The organism is Actinophytocola glycyrrhizae (assembly GCF_042653545.1).
GTDB lineage: Bacteria > Actinomycetota > Actinomycetes > Mycobacteriales > Pseudonocardiaceae > Actinophytocola > Actinophytocola glycyrrhizae.
This window is the reverse complement of the sequence record NZ_JBHSIS010000009.1, coordinates 259,384-277,986: the sequence shown is the minus strand read 5'-3', so window position 1 is coordinate 277,986 and position 18,603 is coordinate 259,384. Positions and strand designations below refer to the sequence as shown.

The window sequence follows — 18,603 nt, the reverse complement described above, 5'->3', positions numbered from 1 at the left end:
TCGGCGCCTGGCTGGGAAAGCGTGCCGCTGAGCACCTGGGCCCACGCCTGAACGCCCGCTGTTGGTAGCGCCGAGCGTGAGCGCGCAGGGGGGCCGCGGTGGTTTGTGATCATGTGACGGCCGATCGCGCCGGGTGACAGTCGTCATGCCCGTGCGCCGGCTGACGTCGCCGTGGAAGGTCAGCCGATGGTGCAGCGTCACGGAGGCCTCTGTCGATGTCATCTCGGAAGTGGGTCCGGGCGATTACGGAATCGGCCGGGAGCGAGACCGTACTCGCGCCTGAACGCGGTGGCGAATGCGAACTCGTTGGAGTAGCCGACCTGACGGGCGATCGTGGCCAGCCCGGAGGTGGTCTGCCGGAGCAGGCGGGCGGCGCAGGCGAGTCGCCAGTAGGTCACGTAGGTCATCGGTGGCAGTCCGACCTGGACGGTGAAACGCCGGTTGAACGACGTGCGCGACATGCCCGCCACGCTGGCGAGCTGTTCGATGCCCCATGCGTGTTGAGGGTGCTCGTGGATCTGGTCAAGGGCTGCGGCGATGGCCGGGTCGGCCGTCGCCGTCCAGCCCGTGGCGCCGGGGGCGTCGTACCAGTGTCGTAGGGCGTGAATCAATACGAGATCGACCAGCGCGGATCGGGTCACCCAGTTGCCCTGCTGGGCCTGTGCGACGTCGTTTTCCAGCAGGCTCACCAGCGTTGCGAGTTCTGGGTGGTGGGTGCGGTCCGGCGACACCACGATGGTTCTGGGCAGTCCGCGTAGTACCGGATGGAGCCGGCCATTGTCGAGTCGGTATGCGCCACACAGGAACTCAGCGTCCGCCGGCCGAGGCGCAGGAAGGCCGGTGGCCGGGAACACCGGCAGCCTTTCGAGCCGGGTCGGTGCGTGACCGAGGCCATGCTCCGCGCCGTTCGGTGCGATCACGAGGTCGCCCGGACGCAGACGGGCAGGTGCTGTCCCCGCGGCGATCAGCCATGCTTCGCCCCGAAGGAGAACGTGGAACCCGATCCCGACGAAGCTCGGGAACCGCATACCCCACGCACCTGACCCGCGCAGCCGGCGACCGTTGGCCCGTCCCGCTCGAACGCTGCTGACGGCGCTGCTGATCGTGTCCACGACCCTCATGTTAGTTCGCGTTCGATGGGTCTCACCCCGGATGTTGGACACGGGGTTATGCGGCGGGGGTCAGCGTGGCCGGTGTTGGTAGCAGGTATGTTCTCGTAGTCGATCGGGGATCGTGGTCCGAGATGTGAGTGGCGGCGCCGGGTGCTGTAGCGGTGTGGCCATCCGAAGGCGGCGAGCCGTGTTTCCCTTTCACGGTCCCAACTCTGGGCGCCTTGGCGGGTTTCTCGTTAGAAGGATGCGTTGAGGCTTGTATTGGGCCCCGTGATCGCTGTGGACATCGCTCCGGCCAGGCTGCCCCGTGTGTGGGGCGGCGTGCAGCTCGGCGGTGATCCGCGGGACGCCGGAGGTGCCGGCCGAGTCCCGGCGGATGACGAGGACGCGCGTCGCCAGGCGGGCGTCCGCCGCGGCGCGGGCGTCTCGAGCGACTGGGTGCTCTTCCAGTGGTAGTAGCTGGACCGGGGCGCGTCTCCCCGGCGAAATACTTCACGGCCGTGACCCGGTGCCCTGCGCGTCGTCGAGGCGGATCCAGTTACGCAACGTCTCGTGGTTGACCCCGGACCACCAGGATCCAAGTGTGTCTGGTGTCCAACACCCGGGGTCAGGACCCGTTGGGCTTTCCGCGTAGGTAACTGGGCTGTTCGCGGATGGTGTCGCTGTTCCGGTGGTGGTTCAGTCAGTGGCATACCCGGCGTACGCCACTGTTGAAGGAGATCGATGAGGAGTATGGCGATCGTGGTCGAGGAGCTTCTGAACGAGCGGGAGACCCCGGTGGAAGAGGTGATGGCCAGACATTTCGTCCCCGCCTATCGGCAGCGGACCGACGGCGCTTGGGCCGAGTGGCCGGCGATTGCGCAGAATCTCGCCCGCATTCGAACGATTGTTCGCCTGGTGAAGATTGAACTGCTGGACGAGTTGGTCGACGGATATGCCTACGCGGACCGCCACGTGCTCACGATCGAGATGAATGATGGAACCCGGCAAACGCGTGAGTCCTACGTATTTGGCAGTCTCGCGCCGGACGGCAGATTCGAGGTGATCGAGGAGGTCACACTGGTGGACCCGGCCCACAGCCCACGTTTGATGGTTCGGCCTGACAGCGACAAGTGAGGACCGGCAAGCCAACTGCGGCCGATGCGGCGGTCGCGCCGACAGTGCAAGCGCCAGCACGAGTAAAGGACGGGGCTGGCGCGGCCGATCCGGGAAAGGGTGGCGAAGACGTCCGACTATCAGCATCCACCCAGTAGCAGTACCGAATTCGCGTGGTCCTTGTCGGTGCGGCAAGCGGAACTGATCGGTCGCCGGACTCTCCTGGCGGTGCGGATGGCGAGGGCGAAGTCCGGCATTGAGAACCTGAAGTCGAGAGCGGGCACGGATCGGGAATTTTGTGGGCTAGAATCAGGGCTTCTGATGACTAATGGAGGTTTCGTGGCATCGCAGTGATTTAGTCGCGGTTGGGGAAATGTGCTCGCAGGAACGCCTCTGTGCGATTCTGGAAAACCGCTCCTACCCCGCCTGTTGCTCGCCTGGGACACGGTGGTCGTGTCTCGACAACCTCAGGTCGGCTTCGGTATGGTCTGCACAGCGATGTCAGCAGGGCTTACGCGGTGTGGCTGAATTCCGCGGTGGCATTTCGGATTGGCACGGCGTCACGCGCCGTGGATCGCCTTGGTGAGCAGCGCGTGGAGTTGTTCCTGTTCCTCAAGGGTCAGGCCGGCGAGGGGCGAATGCCTCATAACGGTGCTGAGCAGGCGTTGACGAGCGTCTTCACCGGCCTCGGTCAGGACCAACGTCCGGACGCGCCCGTCGCGAGGATGTGGGCGTCGCTCTGCCAGGCCCCGTTGCTCGAGCTTGGCGCTCAGCAGCGTGACGTTCGACGGGTCGCAGTGCAGCAGGCCGGCGATCTTGCGGAGCGACAGCGGATCGGCGTCCGGCCGCAGGAGCCAGAGGACGTTCGCGAGGGGGGCGGTCAGGTCGAGCCGGTCCAGCGCCTCCTGCATGCGACCCGAGATCTGCCCGGCCAGCGCCATGGTCTGGTTGAGCAACGACGCTGCCAGTTCCTGCGACATCAGGGCCACCCAACTCGACTCAACTTGATTTGTTCAAGTATATCCTCATTGTCCACGATGCAAAGAAGAGCGTCATGGACGGCAGAACCACTCCGACCGGACTTCCGCGAATCGTGTCGGACCACCTCATGGGCGTCACGGTCGAGGCCCTGTCGTATCGACGGGATGCCACCAGACAGTTTCTCGTCCCTCCATCGAGGCCGCAGGAAAGTCAGCCGTCCGTCACGATGATGCCGCGGATCAGTCAGACCAACGATATCCATCATCGGCAGATCAGCTTCTCTCCACCTGCCAGATCAACTTGGTCGCGCTGTTCACGACTGCTGCCGGGCAGACGTGAAGAAGTCCCAGATCGCCGCGGGGGCATCGACGTCATGGCTCGTACGGCCCAGGATCCTGGAGTAGCGATGATGCGCGGTCGGGATGACGTGACCACCGCGTTCGATCACGTACTGGACCACGGGGGCCTTGCCGACTTCGCGGTGGGCGACCTCCCGCACAGTGGTGTCAGTCGACCCGTCGCGGTGGGCGAGCGTGCGGGTGACGGGGGCATCAGTGATCCCGTTTAGGTTCACGAAGGTCTTCGTGGTGTCGTCGGCGGACATCACGCGACCGCGCGCCGAGAAGCCGAAGATGGTGACCTCTCCTCCCTGGAACGGTGAGATCGGGTCGTCGGTACCCGCCATGATGAGCGCCGGTATCGCCGCGGTCATCGGCGGGCAGGCGCTGTCGTCGGCGACGGGGAGGTTGGCCGAGACCGCGGCGATGCCCGCGAGACGATCCGGCATCTCGGCTGCCAGCCGGAACACCATCTGACCGCCGTTGGAGTATCCGGCCGCGAAGAACTTCGTGTCGTCGACGCCGTGGCGTTCGTGCAGGTCCGCCACCAGAGCACGGATGAATCCGATGTCGTCCACGTTCTCGCGCCGCGCGGGAGTCGCGGCCACCCGGCGACAGTCGTTCCAGCCCTCCTGGTACCCGTCGGGATAGGCGACGGCGAACCCGTACCGATCGGCGAGAACGTCGAAGCCGTACGCGGTGTTGCGGCGGATGACCGAGCCGTTCTCGAAGGAGCCGTGCAGGATGACCAGGAGCGGCGCCCCCGGAGCGAGCCGCGCCGGAACGTACGCGGTATAGGTTCGCGCCCGGTCACCGACAGTCAGGGTCGACGTGACCGCCTTCCCGGACAGGGCCGGAATAGCGGGCGCGGGCGTCCACACCAGGTAGCCGTAAAGCCCGAGCGCCGTGGTGGCCAGCGTGGCCGCCACCACGGCGACGGCCAGGGCCACGCGCCGGCCGCGGGAAGCGATGATCTTGCGTGACATTGTCGTCTCCTCGGTTCTAGGCGGAAGCGATGCGCAGCAGCAGCGTGACGACCGCGAGCGCGGCCAGGACGGCGGCAGGCGCCCACCGGGCGGCAGCGTCACCGGCCCGGAGGTGGGAGAGCACGGCGCCGGACAGCAGCAGGACGACTCCGGCGGCGGCAGCGACACCCAGCGCGGCCCAGGCCAGCCCGATCAGCAGCCCTGCGGCGGCAGCGGCTTCGGCGACACCGACAAGGCGGTACCCCCGCACCGGAATGCCCAGGTGCGCGGCTTCATCGGTGACCGCCTGCCCGCCGGCGACCTTCCGCGCTCCGCTGAACAACAACACGGCCGCCAGCAGACAGCTGAGAACCAGCACGGCGACGAACATGGCTACCTCGTTTCGGTCCGGTCATCGATCCGACACAGCTATCCTTGATCATACCCTTGAGTTTATCAAGTAGTTGGTCGATCCCGAACCACCAGAAGACTGGTCTACTGACTACTGCCTCACCCGTAGGAGGCCTGGCCGCCGCTGGATCCGAAGGGCAACGAACCGGTTGCCACTCCGCGCGGCTGATCGAGATGACCCTGCGCTCGGGCAAGCCGCTCGCTCTGAGTTGACGGGCTCGGCTCGCCGTCAGGCAGCGGGCCGAGCCCAGCTGTGGTGACGAGGTCAGCCGGACAGCGATGCATTGATCACTTTTACTTCCCCGGAGGGGAGGGCGACCTGGGCGGACGCGTAGAGCACCCGTCATTCATCGCAATAATGATTCCCGCCGAGACCCGTTGCCTGCAGAGTTCTTGAAAATTACCCAAACGAGCGAGTTGGAGCGAAGTGACCTGCGTGGAACGAACCAGCACACAAGCCCGGCCGAGATCGTGAGGATCCGGTCGGGAAAAATCACCCGGCCCATATGATATGCGACCGATCAGCACATGCGCCATGACAACGAACGACGCGCCGGCCGGAGCGGTCATTGTCACGGAGATGACTGGATGATTGGATGATCAGATGCCATTGACGTCACCTGATTTCGACCGGCTGTTCGTTCCCGGCGCGAGGGTCGAGGCCCAGTCCGGACCAGGGACCATCGCAGAGCCGCTGCGAACCGAACTGTCCTTACCCTCGGGTGAGGTGGTCGCCTCGGAATGGCGCTGGGAACCGATCGGGTTCACCGAAACCGCGCCGCCCGGCCGCTACCCAGTGCTGCTTCACATGCTGATTCCTGACGGTGGTGAGGCGCGCAGACCTGTACCCCTGGCGGTCCGTCTTGTCATTCGCGACGAGCCGGTGGTGTCCTGGACCATGGCGCTGCTGCCGGGCCAGGACCCCGCCGACCTGAGCGAAAACGGCTTCTACGGGTTTTCGGTGGACGGCGGCGAAGGCAGCTTGATCGATGCACTGTTTCTTCGCGAGCTGCACGAGACCGACACATTCACCGAGTTCATCGACACCGCCAAGACCGACCTCGGCTTCGGCGAGCTGCTGGAGTCGTCCGAGGACGAAGAAGGCCGCCAAGCGGTGGCATTCACCATCGGTTGCGACGGCACCTTTCCGACCTGGATCGGTCACACGGCAGATGGCGGTCTCGCTTGTTACATGATCGATTTTCTGGAGTTCAGCGAGCAAAACTGAAACCTTGGTCGACGGGGCGACCACGAAGGTTCGCCGAGTTGGTGAAACGCCGGTCAGGAGTCCAACACCTCGACCGGCGTTTCGCAGCCGCGAGCCTGCGGACGTTGAGGCCTACGGTCAGCGCCGACGCGACGACCGCGCCCACCCAGCCCAGGGAATTGCGATGCCACTAGAAGGGAGAGGATGGGCAACAGGAGGGTGGTCACCAGCGACCACTGGATCCCGAAGGTGTGGATCATCGAGTCGAGGTCCATGGTCGCGATCGAGGCGTACATCGCGTACATGACGAGAGCCGTCAGGGCGCCGAAGCGACCCCACCACAGGTGCCGGGAGGCCGCGAACACGATCGCGGTGCCGACCATCGTCATCGAGACCGAGTGCAGCCAGGCCGGCGGCGGTTTCGGCGCGGACGGCGTGCTCCTCGGAGCGCTGCTGCCCTCGGTCGTCTTCGGCACCCTCGGACAGCCCCCGACCGACCGGGAGCGGGCCGTGCGCCAGGCGTTTCGCGAGGCCGGGCTCCGGATCAAGGAGCGGCCTGACTTCCGCGGCTGGCTGTGGGCTCATTTCGTGTCGGATGCCGGCCTGTTCTCGCAGGGCCTGCGGCTGGGTTCCCTGTCCAAGCTGGCCGGGTCGACGCGCGACTTCCGCGAGGCGCTGCTGGCCGGTCGCGAACTGCTGCCGCTTCTCCAGGCGCGCGGCGTCGACCTGCGACGGCACCGGGCCGGTCTGCTGCTGTTCCGGGCGCCCACCTGGCTGACGGCCCCCGCGCTCGCCTGGCTGACCGCTCACGTCACGCCGATACGCGTGAACTTCGCGACGCACTCCGACCCCGACGCCGAAGAACCGCGCGAGGTCTGCCGGGACACCCTGGCCGAAGCACGACGGCTGGGCATCGCCGTACCGCGGCTGGAAGCGGCGGAACCGTACTTCGCCCGTGAGGGAACGGGCCGAGTCTGAGTTTACCGATGTCGTCGGTCCCGGTGGTTCATAGCGGCTCCTTGGTCCACCGCATCCCAGAGCCAAACCCGGTCACACCGTCGAACAACTTCCGGCGCTGGTCAAGGGCGAGGCGGCGTCTCGGCGGCCGGACGAGGAGCGCATGCTGATCGCGATGGACGCGCCCGAGCACGGGCCGGCGCGCACGGCCGTGCTCGGCACGGTATGCAGGTCCGCGCGGTCAAAGGAGGACCTGACCGGGCCCAGCCCGGTCGACCGGGGCAAAGCCCGGCAGCAAGATCCACGCGATGAGCGACCGCGGCGGTCTCCCGCTGTCGAAGCGCCGTGAATGGTGGCGGCACGGCCGTTGACGTCAGGATCCGAACGTGTGGTCGCTGTCGAGGTGAGTGAGCGCGTCTGCGCAAGCGACCAGATCGCGTAGCAGCCGGTCTTGCTGCGTCGCGGAGAACGGCGTGAGCATTCGCTGCTCGACCGCTCGTACGGCGGCACTGGCGGCGCGTAGTTGCTTGCGGCCAGAGGGCGTGAGTTGGCTGGGAAGCGCTCGGCCGTGCGGTGCTGCCGTCGGCCGTGCGATAAGCCCGCGGTCCTGCAATCCGCGCAGCACCAGGTTCATCGACTGGCGCGTGACGAACACTGCTCGCGCCAACTCCGCGTTGGACAGTCCTGGTCGCTGCGAAAGCACCTCGAGGCAGGAGTACTGGGGCACGGTCAGATCCAGTGGCCGCAAGGCGGTGTCCATCGCCGTGCGTAGCGCGCTTGCAGCTCGTTTGAGCGCGTAACCCACCGCCTTGTCCAAGGGGCCGACCATCTCTGCTTGACTCATGTCAGCATCATGACATACCTTCCTCATGTCAGCACATTGACAAGCGGAGGTGTGAAACATGGACGTAACCGGACCTGATTTCCTTGCCCTGCAGGTGCGCGACCTCGATCGTGCGGCCGAGTTCTACGAGACCCATCTCGGACTGCGCAGGTTGCCCGCCAGTCCGCCTGGGGCAGTGGTATTCGACACCGCGCCGATTCCGTTCGCGTTGCGAGAGCCGCTGCCGGGGGTCGACCTGGACGCAGCCTCCCCGCACCCTGGGCTGGGGGTCGCGCTGTGGTTCCACTCCGACGACGCCCAATACCTGTACGAGCGGTTGGTCGCTACTGGTATCTCGATCGTCACGGCCCCGTTCGACGGGCCGTTCGGACGCACGTTCGCCTTCTCTGACCTGGATGGTTACACGGTCACCCTGCACGACAAGGCATGACGGACAAGCGAACTCCGACACCACTCGGAACGGCGAACGGCAACGACTTTCGCACGATCGCCGAGAACGGACGGACATCCGGATCGTGTGTCGTCCTGGCACCGGTCTACGTCGCAGGACTTGGTTCACGCTCGCGATCCCTTACTCGACAACGGAAATTCTTGGAGGATGACGGTTTTGACCACCACCGAAACCACCATCGCCGTGACCACTGACGCCGATCAGGTCACGCTGGTCAACGTGTTCACCGTCCCGCCGTCACGGCAGGACGAACTGCTTGCCGCGCTGGACAAAGCCACCGTCGAGGTGTTCGCCGGAGTGCCCGGGTTCATCTCCGCGAACCTGCACGCCGCCCTGGACGGGACCCGCGTGATCAACTACGCGCAGTGGAGCAGCGAGCAGGCATACCGCGAAGCGTTGCGGCGCCCCGAGATCCGCCATCACATCGCCGAAGCGGCCGCTCTCACGGACAAGTGGGACCCGACCCTGGTCCGCGTGCGGTCGATCCACCACGCGCGCGGAGCACAGGCGTAACCCTCGGACGGCCTCTGCGAGGGCGCACGGCACTGATCACCGGTGGCAGCCGGGGTATCGGCGCGGCCACCGCTCAGACGCTGGCCGCGATGGGGGCGAGCGTCGTGGTGACGTACCGCGACAGCCGCACCGCAGCCGAGAAACTGGCAGCGCGATTGCGTGCGGAGCACGACGTCGTGGCACACGCGGCGATGTTCGACCTGAGCGCGTCCGAGCAGGAACCGGCCGGTGTCGGCGAACTGCTCCAATCGGTCAGGAACATCACCGGCCGCATCGACGTCGTGGTCGCCAACGCCGCGGCTCCATACCCGAAGGTGCCGCTGATGGAGTTGTCCGCCGAGGACCTGTCCAGGAAGATCGCGCAGGACATCGGTATCACCCACCGGCTCGTCACCTCGGTGGCGCCCGGGATGCTCGAACGCGGGTACGGACGGATCGTTCTGATCGGATCACTGCATGCCAAAGGGCCGTCCGCGATCGGCATGACGGCGAACGGCGTCACCAGGGCCGCGCTCGCCGCCTACGTCGCATACGCTGCCGACGAGCTGACCGGGCCCGGTGTCACTGTGAACACCATCCACCCCGGATACATCGCCACGGACGCGAGCAGTCACCTCCCTGCTGCGATCACCCGCGTGCTCGAAGCGCTCACCCCTGCCGGCAGGATGGGAGTTTCCGGCGATGTCGCGGGTGCGGTGGCGATGCTGACTCGCGAGGAGGCCACGTTCGTCAACGGCGTCTGCATTCCGGTGTCGGGAGGCCTGAACCATCCCGTCTCGTTTCGGCGCTTGGTGTCGCACACCGCATTTGTTGCTAGATCCTCACCGCGATCTGGCACATGCTCGCTCACGACGTCGCCTACCATGACCTCGGCCCCGACTACGTCGACCACAAGCCCCGCTCGCTCCAGCACCAAGCACAACGCGCCCGCCGACTCATCGCCGAGCTGATCGAGCAGGGCTACGACGTCTCCCAGCTGATTCTCGAACACGTCGCCTGACCACACAGCACCAGAAGTCGCACTGGTAAATTCTGGGGAACAGACCTTCCTGTGAACCTCAGCCTCGAAGGCTTTGGAGGTATTCAGTTGGGGTGTGCCCGTAGCGTTTGCGGAAGACTCGGACGAAGTGGCTGCTGTCGGCGAACTGCCAGCGAGCCGCGACCTGCGTGACGGTGCGCCCGGCGGCCAACTCCCGACGGGCTTCCTCGAGCCGGCGGCGCCGTAGGTAGGCGCCGACCGATTCGGTGGTGGACGCGAACGCGCGGCTCAGCGTGCGCACGGAAACGTTCAGTTCACGGGCTAGCATCCCAGGTGTCAGTTCCGACTGAGTGAGTCTCTGGTCGGCGAGTTCGCGGGCGGCCAGAACAAGGGCAGGTGCCAGAGCCGGCTCGGCACCATCAACGTAAGAGTGCACTACGCCTCGGGCCAGCTCGATCAGTGCATTACGCGCCGCACTGAGGCCTACCTCGGTGAGGTCACTGATGGTGTCGTGCAGCGCACTCGCGTAGGCCAACAGCAGACGTACCTCGGGTGCGGCGGCTGAACCGATGATTGGCTTGGACGCTTCTGCCGCGATCTCCGCGGGTAGACACACAGTCAAGCCCGATGTGCGCGGCAGCATCTCGTAGCCGATCAGGCCGGGGGAACGGCGCAGCATGAAGCGACCTGCGCCGAGGGCGATCTCTTCGGAGCCGTACCGCAGCGTCCAGGCGCCACGCCGCACAACGTACAAACGAAGAACGTTCCCGGTGTCCTGAGGCGTTCCCATCTCCAACCCGATCGTCGTGGCGAAGTCGGTGACGGTGACATCCATGGCCTGAGAATCACGGGTATGCACGCGGCTCCCGAGGTCGCCATCCGCAGTGGACATCCGCGCCTCGGCGCAACTGCTCACTTGCTCGCTGGCTGCCTGCATAGTTGTACCTCATCTTACCTACGGTGGCCCGGAAGTTCCACGAAGTGGCTCTCAGGTTCAAGCTGTGTGACCAGCGGTGCTGCTTGACTGTTCCCCGCACCAGGCAGGAAGAAGGAGCATGTCTTGACCAAGGTCGAAGAAACCACCCGTGGCGGCACCACAGTGGTGATGGTCAACGGCCACGACGCCGCTCGGCAGGCACTGTCCAAGCGATCCATCACCAAAGACCTCGACGCCTCCTCGATGGGCCTGACACAAGACTTGTACGACGCGACGATACGCCACATGCTGTTCCTCGACCCGCCAGATCACACGCGCTTGCGCCGCTTGATCTCGGCAGCCTTCACTTCACAGCGAATTGAAATGTTGCGTCCGCGCGTCACGCAGATTGCGCACGAACTACTCGACGCAATAGAAGGCCACGAAACGGTTGATCTCATCCCGACATTCGCGTGGCCGCTGCCGTTCCAGGTCATTTGCGACTTGCTCGGTGTGCCCTCCGGCAGCCGTGACGAGTTTCGCGCTTGGACCAACATCGTAGCTGACCCGGCCCGGCAGCCCGAGCGGGCCGTGCAACTGACGCGGTTGCTTGCAGTCATAAGGGAACTCGTCGCTGAACAGCGCGCACAGCCAGGTGATGGTCTGCTCAGTGAGTTGATCGCGGTTCGTGATGGCGAGGAACGGCTTTCGGAGAATGAGCTGACCTCGATGGTCTTCATGCTGATGGTCGCCGGAACCGAGACCACCATCAACCTGATCGGCAACGGCGTGTTCCGGCTGCTTGAGGACCGAAGCCGATGGGACCAGGTGCGTGCGGACCCGCAACTGCTCACCACCGCGATTGAGGAGTTCGTGCGGTATGACTCACCAGCCGCCGTGACCACCTCCCGGACCGCCACCGAAACGTTTGATCTCGTTGGCCACACTGTCGAGGCTGGCACTCCCGTCGTCATCAGCCTGGCAAGAGCAAATCGAGACCAAGATCAATTCCCGTATGCGGACCAGCTACAGCTCGATCGCCGTCAGAACCCGCATCTCGGCTTCGGGCATGGCATCCACTACTGCCTCGGTGCGCCGTTGGCCCGGTTGGAGGCTGAGGTCGCGTACACCGTTTTGATGACGCGCTTCCCGGAACTCGACCTTGCTGTCTCGGCGTCCGAACTGACGTGGCGCGACGACTTCATGCGCTGCCTACACCGCCTACCAGTTCGGACACGAGCGGAATTCGGGGCATCAGTTGCGTCTAGTTCACGCGACTGATCTACCAGAATGAGGGCAAGCCACTGAGTCTTTTGCATCCTGCGGCGAGCTCGTATTTCTGTAGGACGTGATGGCTTTGGCCGGTCGGCGCGGCGGGGACAGCAGCGGAGCTCGCGCAGGACGCGCCAGGTCTTGAGCTAGGCGTTGGCGCGTTCACCGGGTCCGCGCAGGCGGGCGTGGGCGCGGTTGGCGTCCTTCTGTCACCAGCACTGGGAGGCCGAGACGACATTCCACGGTCTCAAAGTCACGCTGCGCGGCAGCGGCGGGGTCCTGCGCTCTCGCACCGTCGACGGTGTCCGGCAGGAGCTGTTCGGACTGCTCGTGGTCTGTCAAGCCGCCCGCCGCGTCGCCGCCGATGCCAGCCAGGCGTCCTGGCCTTGTGTCAACGGGCACAACGCTCAGCAGACGCGCCACACCCTCATCACGCAGTTCTCCGCTCTGCCAGCAGCACGCTCGCGATCCCGGCGAGGACCTCCGCTGACGGGCGGAGGCCAGCGTTCTCGAATCCGAGAAGGAGGTCGCCGTCGCGGACTCCGGCGACCCGCGCACCGATCTCGCCGCCTACCTAGAAGCGCGGGCGGCGTTCCTCTGGCGCTCACCGGCCAGGTATGTCGAGCATCTTTCTCGGTGGCGACAGGCTTTGCGGCTCAAGTGCCCGGACTACGGGACAAGCCCGGACAGCGCTAGTCCGAGATTCTCGGCACGAGGCGTGCTTGCAGGCCGCCCAGGGTCAGATCGAGCAAACGTTCGGCTTGTTGCCGCTGTTCGGGACCTGCCGAGGTGAGGGCGATGCCTTCGAGTGCGGCGGCGACATCGGCAGAGGTGATGTCGGTGCGGATCGTCGCGGCGGTGGCGCAGGCGTCCATGAGGGAGTTCAGTGCGGCCTGGATCATTTCCCGGCTGTTGCCGTATGGATTGTTGCCTTTGGCGGCAATGACGCGCAGTGCGTCGATCATGCCGTACTTGGCGGTCGCGTAGTCCAGGAACAGACGTGTCCAGGCGCGAAGTGCCTCGAAAGGCGGCTTCGTTGCCAGCAAGGTGGGCACCGCGTCGCACAGCTCGGCGACCTCGTGGCGGTAGGTGGCTTCGATCAGTGCTTCGCGGGTGGGGAAGTTGCGGTACAGCGTGGCACTGCCCACTCCTGCCTCTTTGGCGATGCGCTCCAGATGAGCGTCAAGGCCGTCCGTTGTGAACACGTGTACCGCGGCCGCGAGGATCTTCTCCCGGTTACGCCGTGCATCGGCTCTGGGCAACCGCCGCTGCGCTTCGTCTGCCATCACTGCTCGCCGCCTTCCGATGTCCCGCCCGCTTGCTAAGCGGAGGCGTGTCCACTTAGGCTGGCTAAGTGGGCACGCCCCCACATCCACTATAGCGAACGCATGGATCTGCATGCGCCTGGCGAAGGGAGTGGCCATGTCAGGCATCACAGGGAAGGTCGTCGCGCTCACGGGTGCCAGCAGTGGCATCGGGGAGGCGACAGCGATCCATCTCGCGGCGCAAGGAGCTCACCTGGTGCTCGGGGCACGGCGAGAGGCCCGACTGCAGGCTGTGGTGGATCGCATCACGGCGCAGGGCGGCTCGGCCGTTGGGGTCATCGTCGATGTCACCCGTCGTGACGACCTGAAGCGCCTGACCGATGCGGCACTCGATCGCTTCGGTCGCCTTGATGTCCTGGTCTCCAACGCCGGTACGATGGCAATCTCGCCACTCGACGAACTGCGTCACGATGACTGGGACGCAATGGTCGCCACGCACATCACGGGTCTGCTGAACGGCATCGGGGCGGCGCTGCCCATCTTCCGCAGGCAACGTTCCGGCCATTTTGTCAACGTCGCCTCCACCGCGGCCTACGTCGTGAAGTCTCCCCAGGCCGTTTACGCGGCCACCAAGACCGCGGTGAAAGTGCTGACCGAAGGGCTGCGGCAGGAGTCCGGTCCTGATCTGCGGGTCACCCTCGTCTCGCCAGGCTTCACCAACACGGAGGGCGTGGGCAAAGGAGCGAGTCCTGAAACGGCGACGGCGATGATCAGGCAACGTGACGAGATCGCCATGCCGCCCTCCGCCATCGCCTCCGCCATCGGGTACGCGATCGACCAGCCCGACGGCATCGACGTCAGCGAGATCGTCGTCCGTCCTACCGTGCAGAGCTGACCGCCTGAGTAGGTGGGTAAGGTCCGACACGGCCCAGCGGAGCACCACCGGAGGCAGCGGTTCGATCCGCGTTCGCGACGCCATGGCGAGCTGGCAGGCGGTGGCGGGTGACGTCGCCGGAGCCATCAGCGGCTACGAGGACGAGGTCGACGCGGTGCTGTGGGCCGGCCTGCCCGGCCAGGAAGGCGGACACGCCGTCGCGGACGTCCTGCTCGGCCGCCGCGAAGCCACCGGCCGCCTGGTCACCACCTTCCCCGCCGCGGACGGCGAAGGACCGGCCTGGTCCCCCATACCGGTCGACGGCGTCCTCGAGTACCGCGAAGGCCTGCGAGTCGGCTACGCGGCTAGACCGAACAGGCTCCTCTGTTCTGGTTCGGCCACGGCTGGACCACCTGGGACTACCTCTCCGCGACCCCCGATGGCCCCGACGCGCTCACCGTCACCATCGAGAACACCGGAACCCGCACGTCACGCGAAGTCATCCAGGTGTACCTGGAACCCACCGACGACGACCAGGTCCGACTGGCGGGCTGGGCCCTGGCTGAAGCCGTCGCCCTGGAACTGTTCGCGGCGTCCTGGTACCGCGGCACGTCGGTCGCCCACGTTCGGCGAGTACCTGCCCACCGTGGTCGCGGCAGCCGGTAGGGGGGCGAGTCGCACCTACGGCACTACTGGGCCCGCATGGCCACAGCATGGGCCGACCGCCGACTCGACGAGGTGTACGCGAGCGACATCGAGGCCATGAAGAACACGGCCGCGACCACAGCCCGTTCGCGCCGCAGTACCGGCCACGGCCGTCACGCTGGCGAGCACGTTGTCGCGACGGCACGTGCCATCTACAACCGCGCCGACGGTCGTTTCATACTGCACCTCCTGCGGTTGTTGGCGACGTTGGTTTGTGGTGGCAGGGAATCTGGTTTGCGGATCAGGCCGGCGAATTCAGGCGGTGGAAGCATCTGAGGCGAGGAGTTCGGTGAGGATCTCGCTGGGTTTTTCCAGTGGTGAATCTTACGGGGTCGGTCGTTGATCTCGGCGGCGACGGCGGCGAGGTAGTGCGGGTCGCTGGTGATGGCGGTGCCTTTGGGGAAGTACTCGCGGACGATGCGGTTGAGGTTCTCGTTGCTGCCGCGTTCCCAGGGTGAGTGCGGGTGTGCGAAGTACACTGGCAGTCCGGTGGCCGTAACTTCCTTGTGTAGAGCCATTTCCGCGCCGCAGTCCCACGTCAAGGATCGTTTGATGGAGGTAGGCAGGTCACCGACAGCGGCGATGATCGCGTCCGTCACAGTCAACGAATCGCGTCCCGACAGCGGCACCAGGACCAGAAATCGGCTGGTGCGCTCGACCAGGGTCGCGACCGCGGTCTTGCCGTTCTTGCCGATCACCAGGTCGCCTTCCCAGTGGCCCGCCACGGCCCGCCCCTCGACCTCGTCAGGGCGTTCGTCCAGGTAGCGGGGTTCCCGTATCCGGGGTGCCGGCGCGGGTTTCGGGCCACGCCGGCGAGTCCGACCTGACCGCAACGCGATCAACTCGGCGCGCAGGCCCGCGACGGGTTGGGCGTAGACCCACTGATAGATCGCCTCGTGAGACACCCGCCAAGCGTCCCGGTCCGGGTACTCGGTCGGCAACCGACCCGCGATCGACGCTGGGGACCAGCCCAACCTCAGCAACCGCACCACCTCGGCCCGCAGCCCGGCGTCACGCTCCACGGCGAACCGTTTCGCCCGCGCCCGCCCGGCCCGAGCCGCTCGATCCGCGTCCGTGGCCCGGTAGCCGTCCCGCCCGCCATGACGGGCTACCTCTCGTGACACCACCGACACCGACCGCCCAATCAGGGTAGCGATCTCCTTGTACAGCAACGACTTCGCCAGTCCACGGGAGATCTCCTCCCGGTCAGCCAACATCAACATCTTCCGCACGGCAGGAATCCTCTCCCACCGAACAAGATCAAATGCTACGACCGGCTGAACTCACTGCCTTGTGGCTCGCCGCCTTGTAGGCCCCTGTGGCCAGGATGTGGGTGGCTTTCAGTGCCGGGCTGACGCTGGATGCGTCGAGCCAGCCAGGGTCAAGGTTGACAGCCCAGCCAACGATGTCTCCGGCGATGGTGGGCACCTGCGTATCGTCACCGCGCAGCAAGGCGACCGCGAGTCGCAGGTAGTCGCCGGGTTGGGTGCCGACGTAGTCCGAGGCCATGTCGCTGACCTGCTGGATGATCAGCCGACCGTGATGTGGATAGTGGGCGGCCAGGCAGGCAAGAACGTACTGGATGATGCGTGGCTCGGCATCCCACCGGGCGAGCAGCGAGGGAAGCTCGGTTTCGACGGCGAGATGAACGTCTCGTGTCCAGGCCGCGGCTTGGGGCAGCCGGTTATGCGCCGCGGCGCGAGCAGCATCGACGAGAAGGCTTTCCGCCCATCGATCGGCCGCATAGAGCAGCCAGAGAAACAGGTCAAGCCGACGCGACACGGGCAGGATTCCCGACGCCAGCAACTCGATGACGAACGGCAAAGCCGGCGCCGTTGCCGAATAGCAACTGCCTTGGTGCAGCAGATCGTCACCGAACAACGCGTCGAGGATCTCCGGCCACCGGTCATCGTTCTGAGCCAGCGCCCGAACGAGATCTGGCACGTCGTCGGCGGAGCCGTGGGCGTGGCTGAGTCCCGCCCAGTCGATGTCCCTGAGCCTGCTCATGTCGGCAACACCCGCGACGACGACATCCGGGGTCGATGCCAGGGCGGCAGGTGGCGGTTCCGGGGTGACGACGATGGCCGGGATCGGTGGCCGCATCCCGGGATTCGTTCGCTCGATCGGAGCGGTGTCGACGTGGTGCAACATGCTGGGCTCGCAGCGGCTGCCGCCGTCGGGGTATCCGCCGTATCGCCGTGCGAGTATCGCGGCTTGCCGGCCGACCGCGTCGATGGTCCGGTATCCCACGGTGTCGGCCGGGTAAGGCCCCTCGTCCACCGCGATGACGACCCACGTGGCCGGCTGTCGGGGCCGGGCCAACACCCGGGCAAAGCCGAACGCGGCCAGACCTTCAGCCGGGTCTGCCCAGACTTCGGTTGTCACCGGGGGCTGACTGTTTTCAGGCCGCTGACGCGGTGGTGTAGATGGTCTCAAACTCGATGGGGGTGAGTTTGCCCAGGGCGCGTTGGCGGCGTTTGCGGTGGTATTTCGTCTCTATCCAGGACACAATCGCCAACCGGAGCTCCTCCCGGGTGTGCCACCGTCGTGTGTCCAGAACATTCTTTTGCAGCAACGAAAAGAATGATTCCATGGCTGCGTTGTCGCCGCACGCGCCGACCCGCCCCATCGACCCGTTCAGCCCGTGAACACGCAGGACGCGTCGGTAGGCGGTCGACCGGAACTGGGCGCCGCGGTCGGAGTGGACGACGGTCCCGGCCGGGTTGCGCAGCGCGATCGCGTTCCGCAACGCCCTGACGGCGAGTGAGGCCCGCATGTGGGTGGCGATGGAGTATCCGACGATCTTGTTGGAGTAGCAGTCCTTGACCGCACACAGATACAGCTTGCCCTCGCTGGTCGGGTGCTCAGTGATATCGGTCAGCCACTTCGTGTTCGGTGCCTCGGCGGTGAAATCGCGGCGGACCAGGTCGTCGTGCACCGGCGGCCCGGCCGTGCGGTAGCGGCCTTTCTTGTTGGCGTGTAGCGAGAAGATCTGCTGCATGGAGCAGAGCCGCCACACCCGGTTCTCCGAGGCGGTGAACCCGCGTTCGGCGAGTTCGTCGGCGATGAACCGGTACCCATCGGCCGGGTCGTCGGCGTGGATGTCGAGCGCGGCGTTGATCATATGCGCGTCGTCCCAGTCCCGCTGGGAGACCGGGGCTGCGCACCACTGGTAGTAAGCCTGCCGGGAGATCCCCAGCACCCTGCACGTCACCGCGACCGACACCCGCACAGGAGCGCCGGCCGCGGCCAGTTCACGGACGAGCGGGAAGGCTATTTTCCCGGCAGATTGCCCTGCGCGAGGTAGGCGGCCGCCTTGCGCAGGACCTCGTTCTCCTGCTCCAGCAGACGGTTACGCTTCCGCAACTCGCGTAGCTCAGCGGACTCCTCACGGGTCACACCAGGCCGGGTGCCGTCCTCGACGTCGGCGGCACGCAACCAGTTCGCCAGACACGATTCCGAGATCCCGAAATCGGCTGCGACCTGCCGCAACGGAGACCCGCCGCGGCGGGCCACAGCGACGACATCGTCACGGAACTCACGGGGGTAGGGCTTGGGCACGATGACATCCTCTCAACCGAGGCCGAAGCCTCACAAATGAGGTGTCAACCAAACCCTGGGCAGACCCGCCAGCGCTTCGGCGCGTGTTTGGTCTGGTACCACGAAGCTGTGAGTGCCGGCTACGGCCGTCCAACGAGTCACGGCTTGTTGTTCCTTT

At 65.9% G+C, this 18,603-nt stretch carries 19 protein-coding genes and 4 pseudogenes; 11 read left to right on the top strand and 12 right to left on the bottom strand.

Annotation, left to right across the window (positions count from 1 at the left end):
• Positions 1–218 precede the first annotated feature (218 nt).
• Complete coding sequence (locus ACFPCV_RS21095; protein ID WP_378057977.1) at positions 219–1,112, bottom strand: AraC family transcriptional regulator; 894 nt, start codon at positions 1,110–1,112, stop codon at positions 219–221.
• 270 nt (positions 1,113–1,382) lie between these two features.
• Here ACFPCV_RS21095 and ACFPCV_RS21090 point away from each other — a divergent pair, with 270 nt between their 5' ends.
• The gene (locus tag ACFPCV_RS21090) at positions 1,383–1,568 is read left to right on the top strand and encodes a hypothetical protein (protein WP_378057976.1); all 186 of its coding nucleotides are present in this window, start codon (positions 1,383–1,385) and stop codon (positions 1,566–1,568) included.
• A 276-nt stretch (positions 1,569–1,844) separates the two neighbouring features.
• Positions 1,845–2,228 carry a hypothetical protein gene (locus tag ACFPCV_RS21085; protein ID WP_378057975.1) on the top strand — a complete coding sequence of 128 codons (384 nt, stop codon included), beginning with the start codon at positions 1,845–1,847 and terminating at the stop codon, positions 2,226–2,228.
• A 539-nt stretch (positions 2,229–2,767) separates the two neighbouring features.
• Here ACFPCV_RS21085 and ACFPCV_RS21080 read toward each other — a convergent pair.
• The 3 genes from ACFPCV_RS21080 to ACFPCV_RS21070 all read right to left on the bottom strand — a co-directional run bounded on the left by ACFPCV_RS21080 (position 2,768) and on the right by ACFPCV_RS21070 (position 4,882).
• Positions 2,768–3,187 carry a MarR family winged helix-turn-helix transcriptional regulator gene (locus ACFPCV_RS21080; RefSeq protein ID WP_378057974.1) on the bottom strand — a complete coding sequence of 140 codons (420 nt, stop codon included), beginning with the start codon at positions 3,185–3,187 and terminating at the stop codon, positions 2,768–2,770.
• Positions 3,188–3,501: 314 nt separating this feature from the next.
• Positions 3,502–4,512 (bottom strand): CE1 family esterase, encoded by a 1,011-nt coding sequence (locus tag ACFPCV_RS21075; RefSeq protein ID WP_378057973.1) that lies wholly within the window; start codon positions 4,510–4,512, stop codon positions 3,502–3,504.
• A gap of 16 nt (positions 4,513–4,528) precedes the next feature.
• On the bottom strand, positions 4,529–4,882 hold the full coding sequence (locus ACFPCV_RS21070; protein WP_378057972.1) for a DoxX family protein: 354 nt from the start codon (positions 4,880–4,882) through the stop codon (positions 4,529–4,531).
• Between the two features lie 612 nt (positions 4,883–5,494).
• Here ACFPCV_RS21070 and ACFPCV_RS21065 point away from each other — a divergent pair.
• From ACFPCV_RS21065 to ACFPCV_RS21055, 3 genes and pseudogenes are all read left to right on the top strand, one after another.
• On the top strand, positions 5,495–6,130 hold the full coding sequence (locus ACFPCV_RS21065) for a DUF4241 domain-containing protein (protein WP_378057971.1): 636 nt from the start codon (positions 5,495–5,497) through the stop codon (positions 6,128–6,130).
• 183 nt (positions 6,131–6,313) lie between these two features.
• On the top strand, positions 6,314–7,087 hold the full coding sequence (locus ACFPCV_RS21060) for a hypothetical protein (protein WP_378057970.1): 774 nt from the start codon (positions 6,314–6,316) through the stop codon (positions 7,085–7,087).
• Positions 7,088–7,288: 201 nt separating this feature from the next.
• Positions 7,289–7,404, top strand: a pseudogene (locus ACFPCV_RS21055) (IS5/IS1182 family transposase); the annotation flags it as partial.
• Between the two features lie 35 nt (positions 7,405–7,439).
• Here the strand turns inward: ACFPCV_RS21055 and ACFPCV_RS21050 are convergent.
• Positions 7,440–7,910, bottom strand: coding sequence for a MarR family winged helix-turn-helix transcriptional regulator (locus tag ACFPCV_RS21050; protein WP_378057969.1), 471 nt, complete (start codon positions 7,908–7,910; stop codon positions 7,440–7,442).
• A gap of 58 nt (positions 7,911–7,968) precedes the next feature.
• Between ACFPCV_RS21050 and ACFPCV_RS21045 the strand changes: the two genes are divergently transcribed.
• The 3 genes from ACFPCV_RS21045 to ACFPCV_RS21035 all read left to right on the top strand — a co-directional run bounded on the left by ACFPCV_RS21045 (position 7,969) and on the right by ACFPCV_RS21035 (position 9,824).
• Entirely contained in the window at positions 7,969–8,340 is a 372-nt protein-coding gene (locus ACFPCV_RS21045; RefSeq protein ID WP_378057968.1) for a VOC family protein, read from the top strand.
• A gap of 168 nt (positions 8,341–8,508) precedes the next feature.
• Positions 8,509–8,874, top strand: a complete 366-nt coding sequence (locus ACFPCV_RS21040; RefSeq protein ID WP_378057967.1) for an antibiotic biosynthesis monooxygenase family protein — start codon at positions 8,509–8,511, stop codon at positions 8,872–8,874.
• The gene (locus ACFPCV_RS21035) at positions 8,814–9,824 is read left to right on the top strand and encodes an SDR family NAD(P)-dependent oxidoreductase (protein ID WP_378058091.1); all 1,011 of its coding nucleotides are present in this window, start codon (positions 8,814–8,816) and stop codon (positions 9,822–9,824) included. Before ACFPCV_RS21040 ends, ACFPCV_RS21035 begins: the two co-directional genes overlap by 61 nt.
• Positions 9,825–9,932: 108 nt before the next feature.
• Here ACFPCV_RS21035 and ACFPCV_RS21030 read toward each other — a convergent pair whose 3' ends face one another.
• Entirely contained in the window at positions 9,933–10,790 is an 858-nt protein-coding gene (locus tag ACFPCV_RS21030; protein ID WP_378057966.1) for a helix-turn-helix domain-containing protein, read from the bottom strand.
• A gap of 123 nt (positions 10,791–10,913) precedes the next feature.
• On the opposite strand from ACFPCV_RS21030, the gene ACFPCV_RS21025 reads away from it, so the two are divergent.
• A complete protein-coding gene (locus ACFPCV_RS21025; protein WP_378057965.1) occupies positions 10,914–12,050 on the top strand; it encodes a cytochrome P450 family protein in 1,137 nt (378 codons plus the stop codon).
• Position 12,051: 1 nt separating this feature from the next.
• Here the strand turns inward: ACFPCV_RS21025 and ACFPCV_RS21020 are convergent.
• A pseudogene (locus ACFPCV_RS21020) lies at positions 12,052–12,250 on the bottom strand (hypothetical protein); the annotation flags it as partial.
• A gap of 483 nt (positions 12,251–12,733) precedes the next feature.
• Positions 12,734–13,327 carry a TetR/AcrR family transcriptional regulator gene (locus tag ACFPCV_RS21015; protein ID WP_378057964.1) on the bottom strand — a complete coding sequence of 198 codons (594 nt, stop codon included), beginning with the start codon at positions 13,325–13,327 and terminating at the stop codon, positions 12,734–12,736.
• Positions 13,328–13,463: 136 nt separating this feature from the next.
• On the opposite strand from ACFPCV_RS21015, the gene ACFPCV_RS21010 reads away from it, so the two are divergent.
• Both ACFPCV_RS21010 and ACFPCV_RS21005 read left to right on the top strand, forming a co-directional pair.
• Complete coding sequence (locus ACFPCV_RS21010) at positions 13,464–14,201, top strand: SDR family oxidoreductase (protein WP_378057963.1); 738 nt, start codon at positions 13,464–13,466, stop codon at positions 14,199–14,201.
• Between the two features lie 82 nt (positions 14,202–14,283).
• Positions 14,284–14,481, top strand: a pseudogene (locus tag ACFPCV_RS21005) (glycoside hydrolase family 3 C-terminal domain-containing protein); the annotation flags it as partial.
• Positions 14,482–14,669: 188 nt separating this feature from the next.
• On the opposite strand, the gene ACFPCV_RS21000 reads toward ACFPCV_RS21005, so the two are convergent.
• The 4 genes and pseudogenes from ACFPCV_RS21000 to ACFPCV_RS20985 form a co-directional block, all read right to left on the bottom strand.
• A complete protein-coding gene (locus ACFPCV_RS21000; RefSeq protein ID WP_378058097.1) occupies positions 14,670–14,804 on the bottom strand; it encodes a hypothetical protein in 135 nt (44 codons plus the stop codon).
• A gap of 336 nt (positions 14,805–15,140) precedes the next feature.
• Positions 15,141–16,108 (bottom strand): annotated as a pseudogene (locus ACFPCV_RS20995) (IS30 family transposase).
• Between the two features lie 37 nt (positions 16,109–16,145).
• Positions 16,146–17,270, bottom strand: a complete 1,125-nt coding sequence (locus ACFPCV_RS20990; protein WP_378057962.1) for a hypothetical protein — start codon at positions 17,268–17,270, stop codon at positions 16,146–16,148.
• A gap of 16 nt (positions 17,271–17,286) precedes the next feature.
• Positions 17,287–18,446 (bottom strand): IS3 family transposase gene (locus ACFPCV_RS20985; protein WP_378057961.1). Its coding sequence is split into 2 segments (ribosomal slippage): positions 17,287–18,165 and positions 18,168–18,446, totalling 1,158 coding nucleotides; the frame shifts between segments, so codons are not numbered across the junction.
• Between the last annotated feature and the right edge of the window lie 157 nt (positions 18,447–18,603).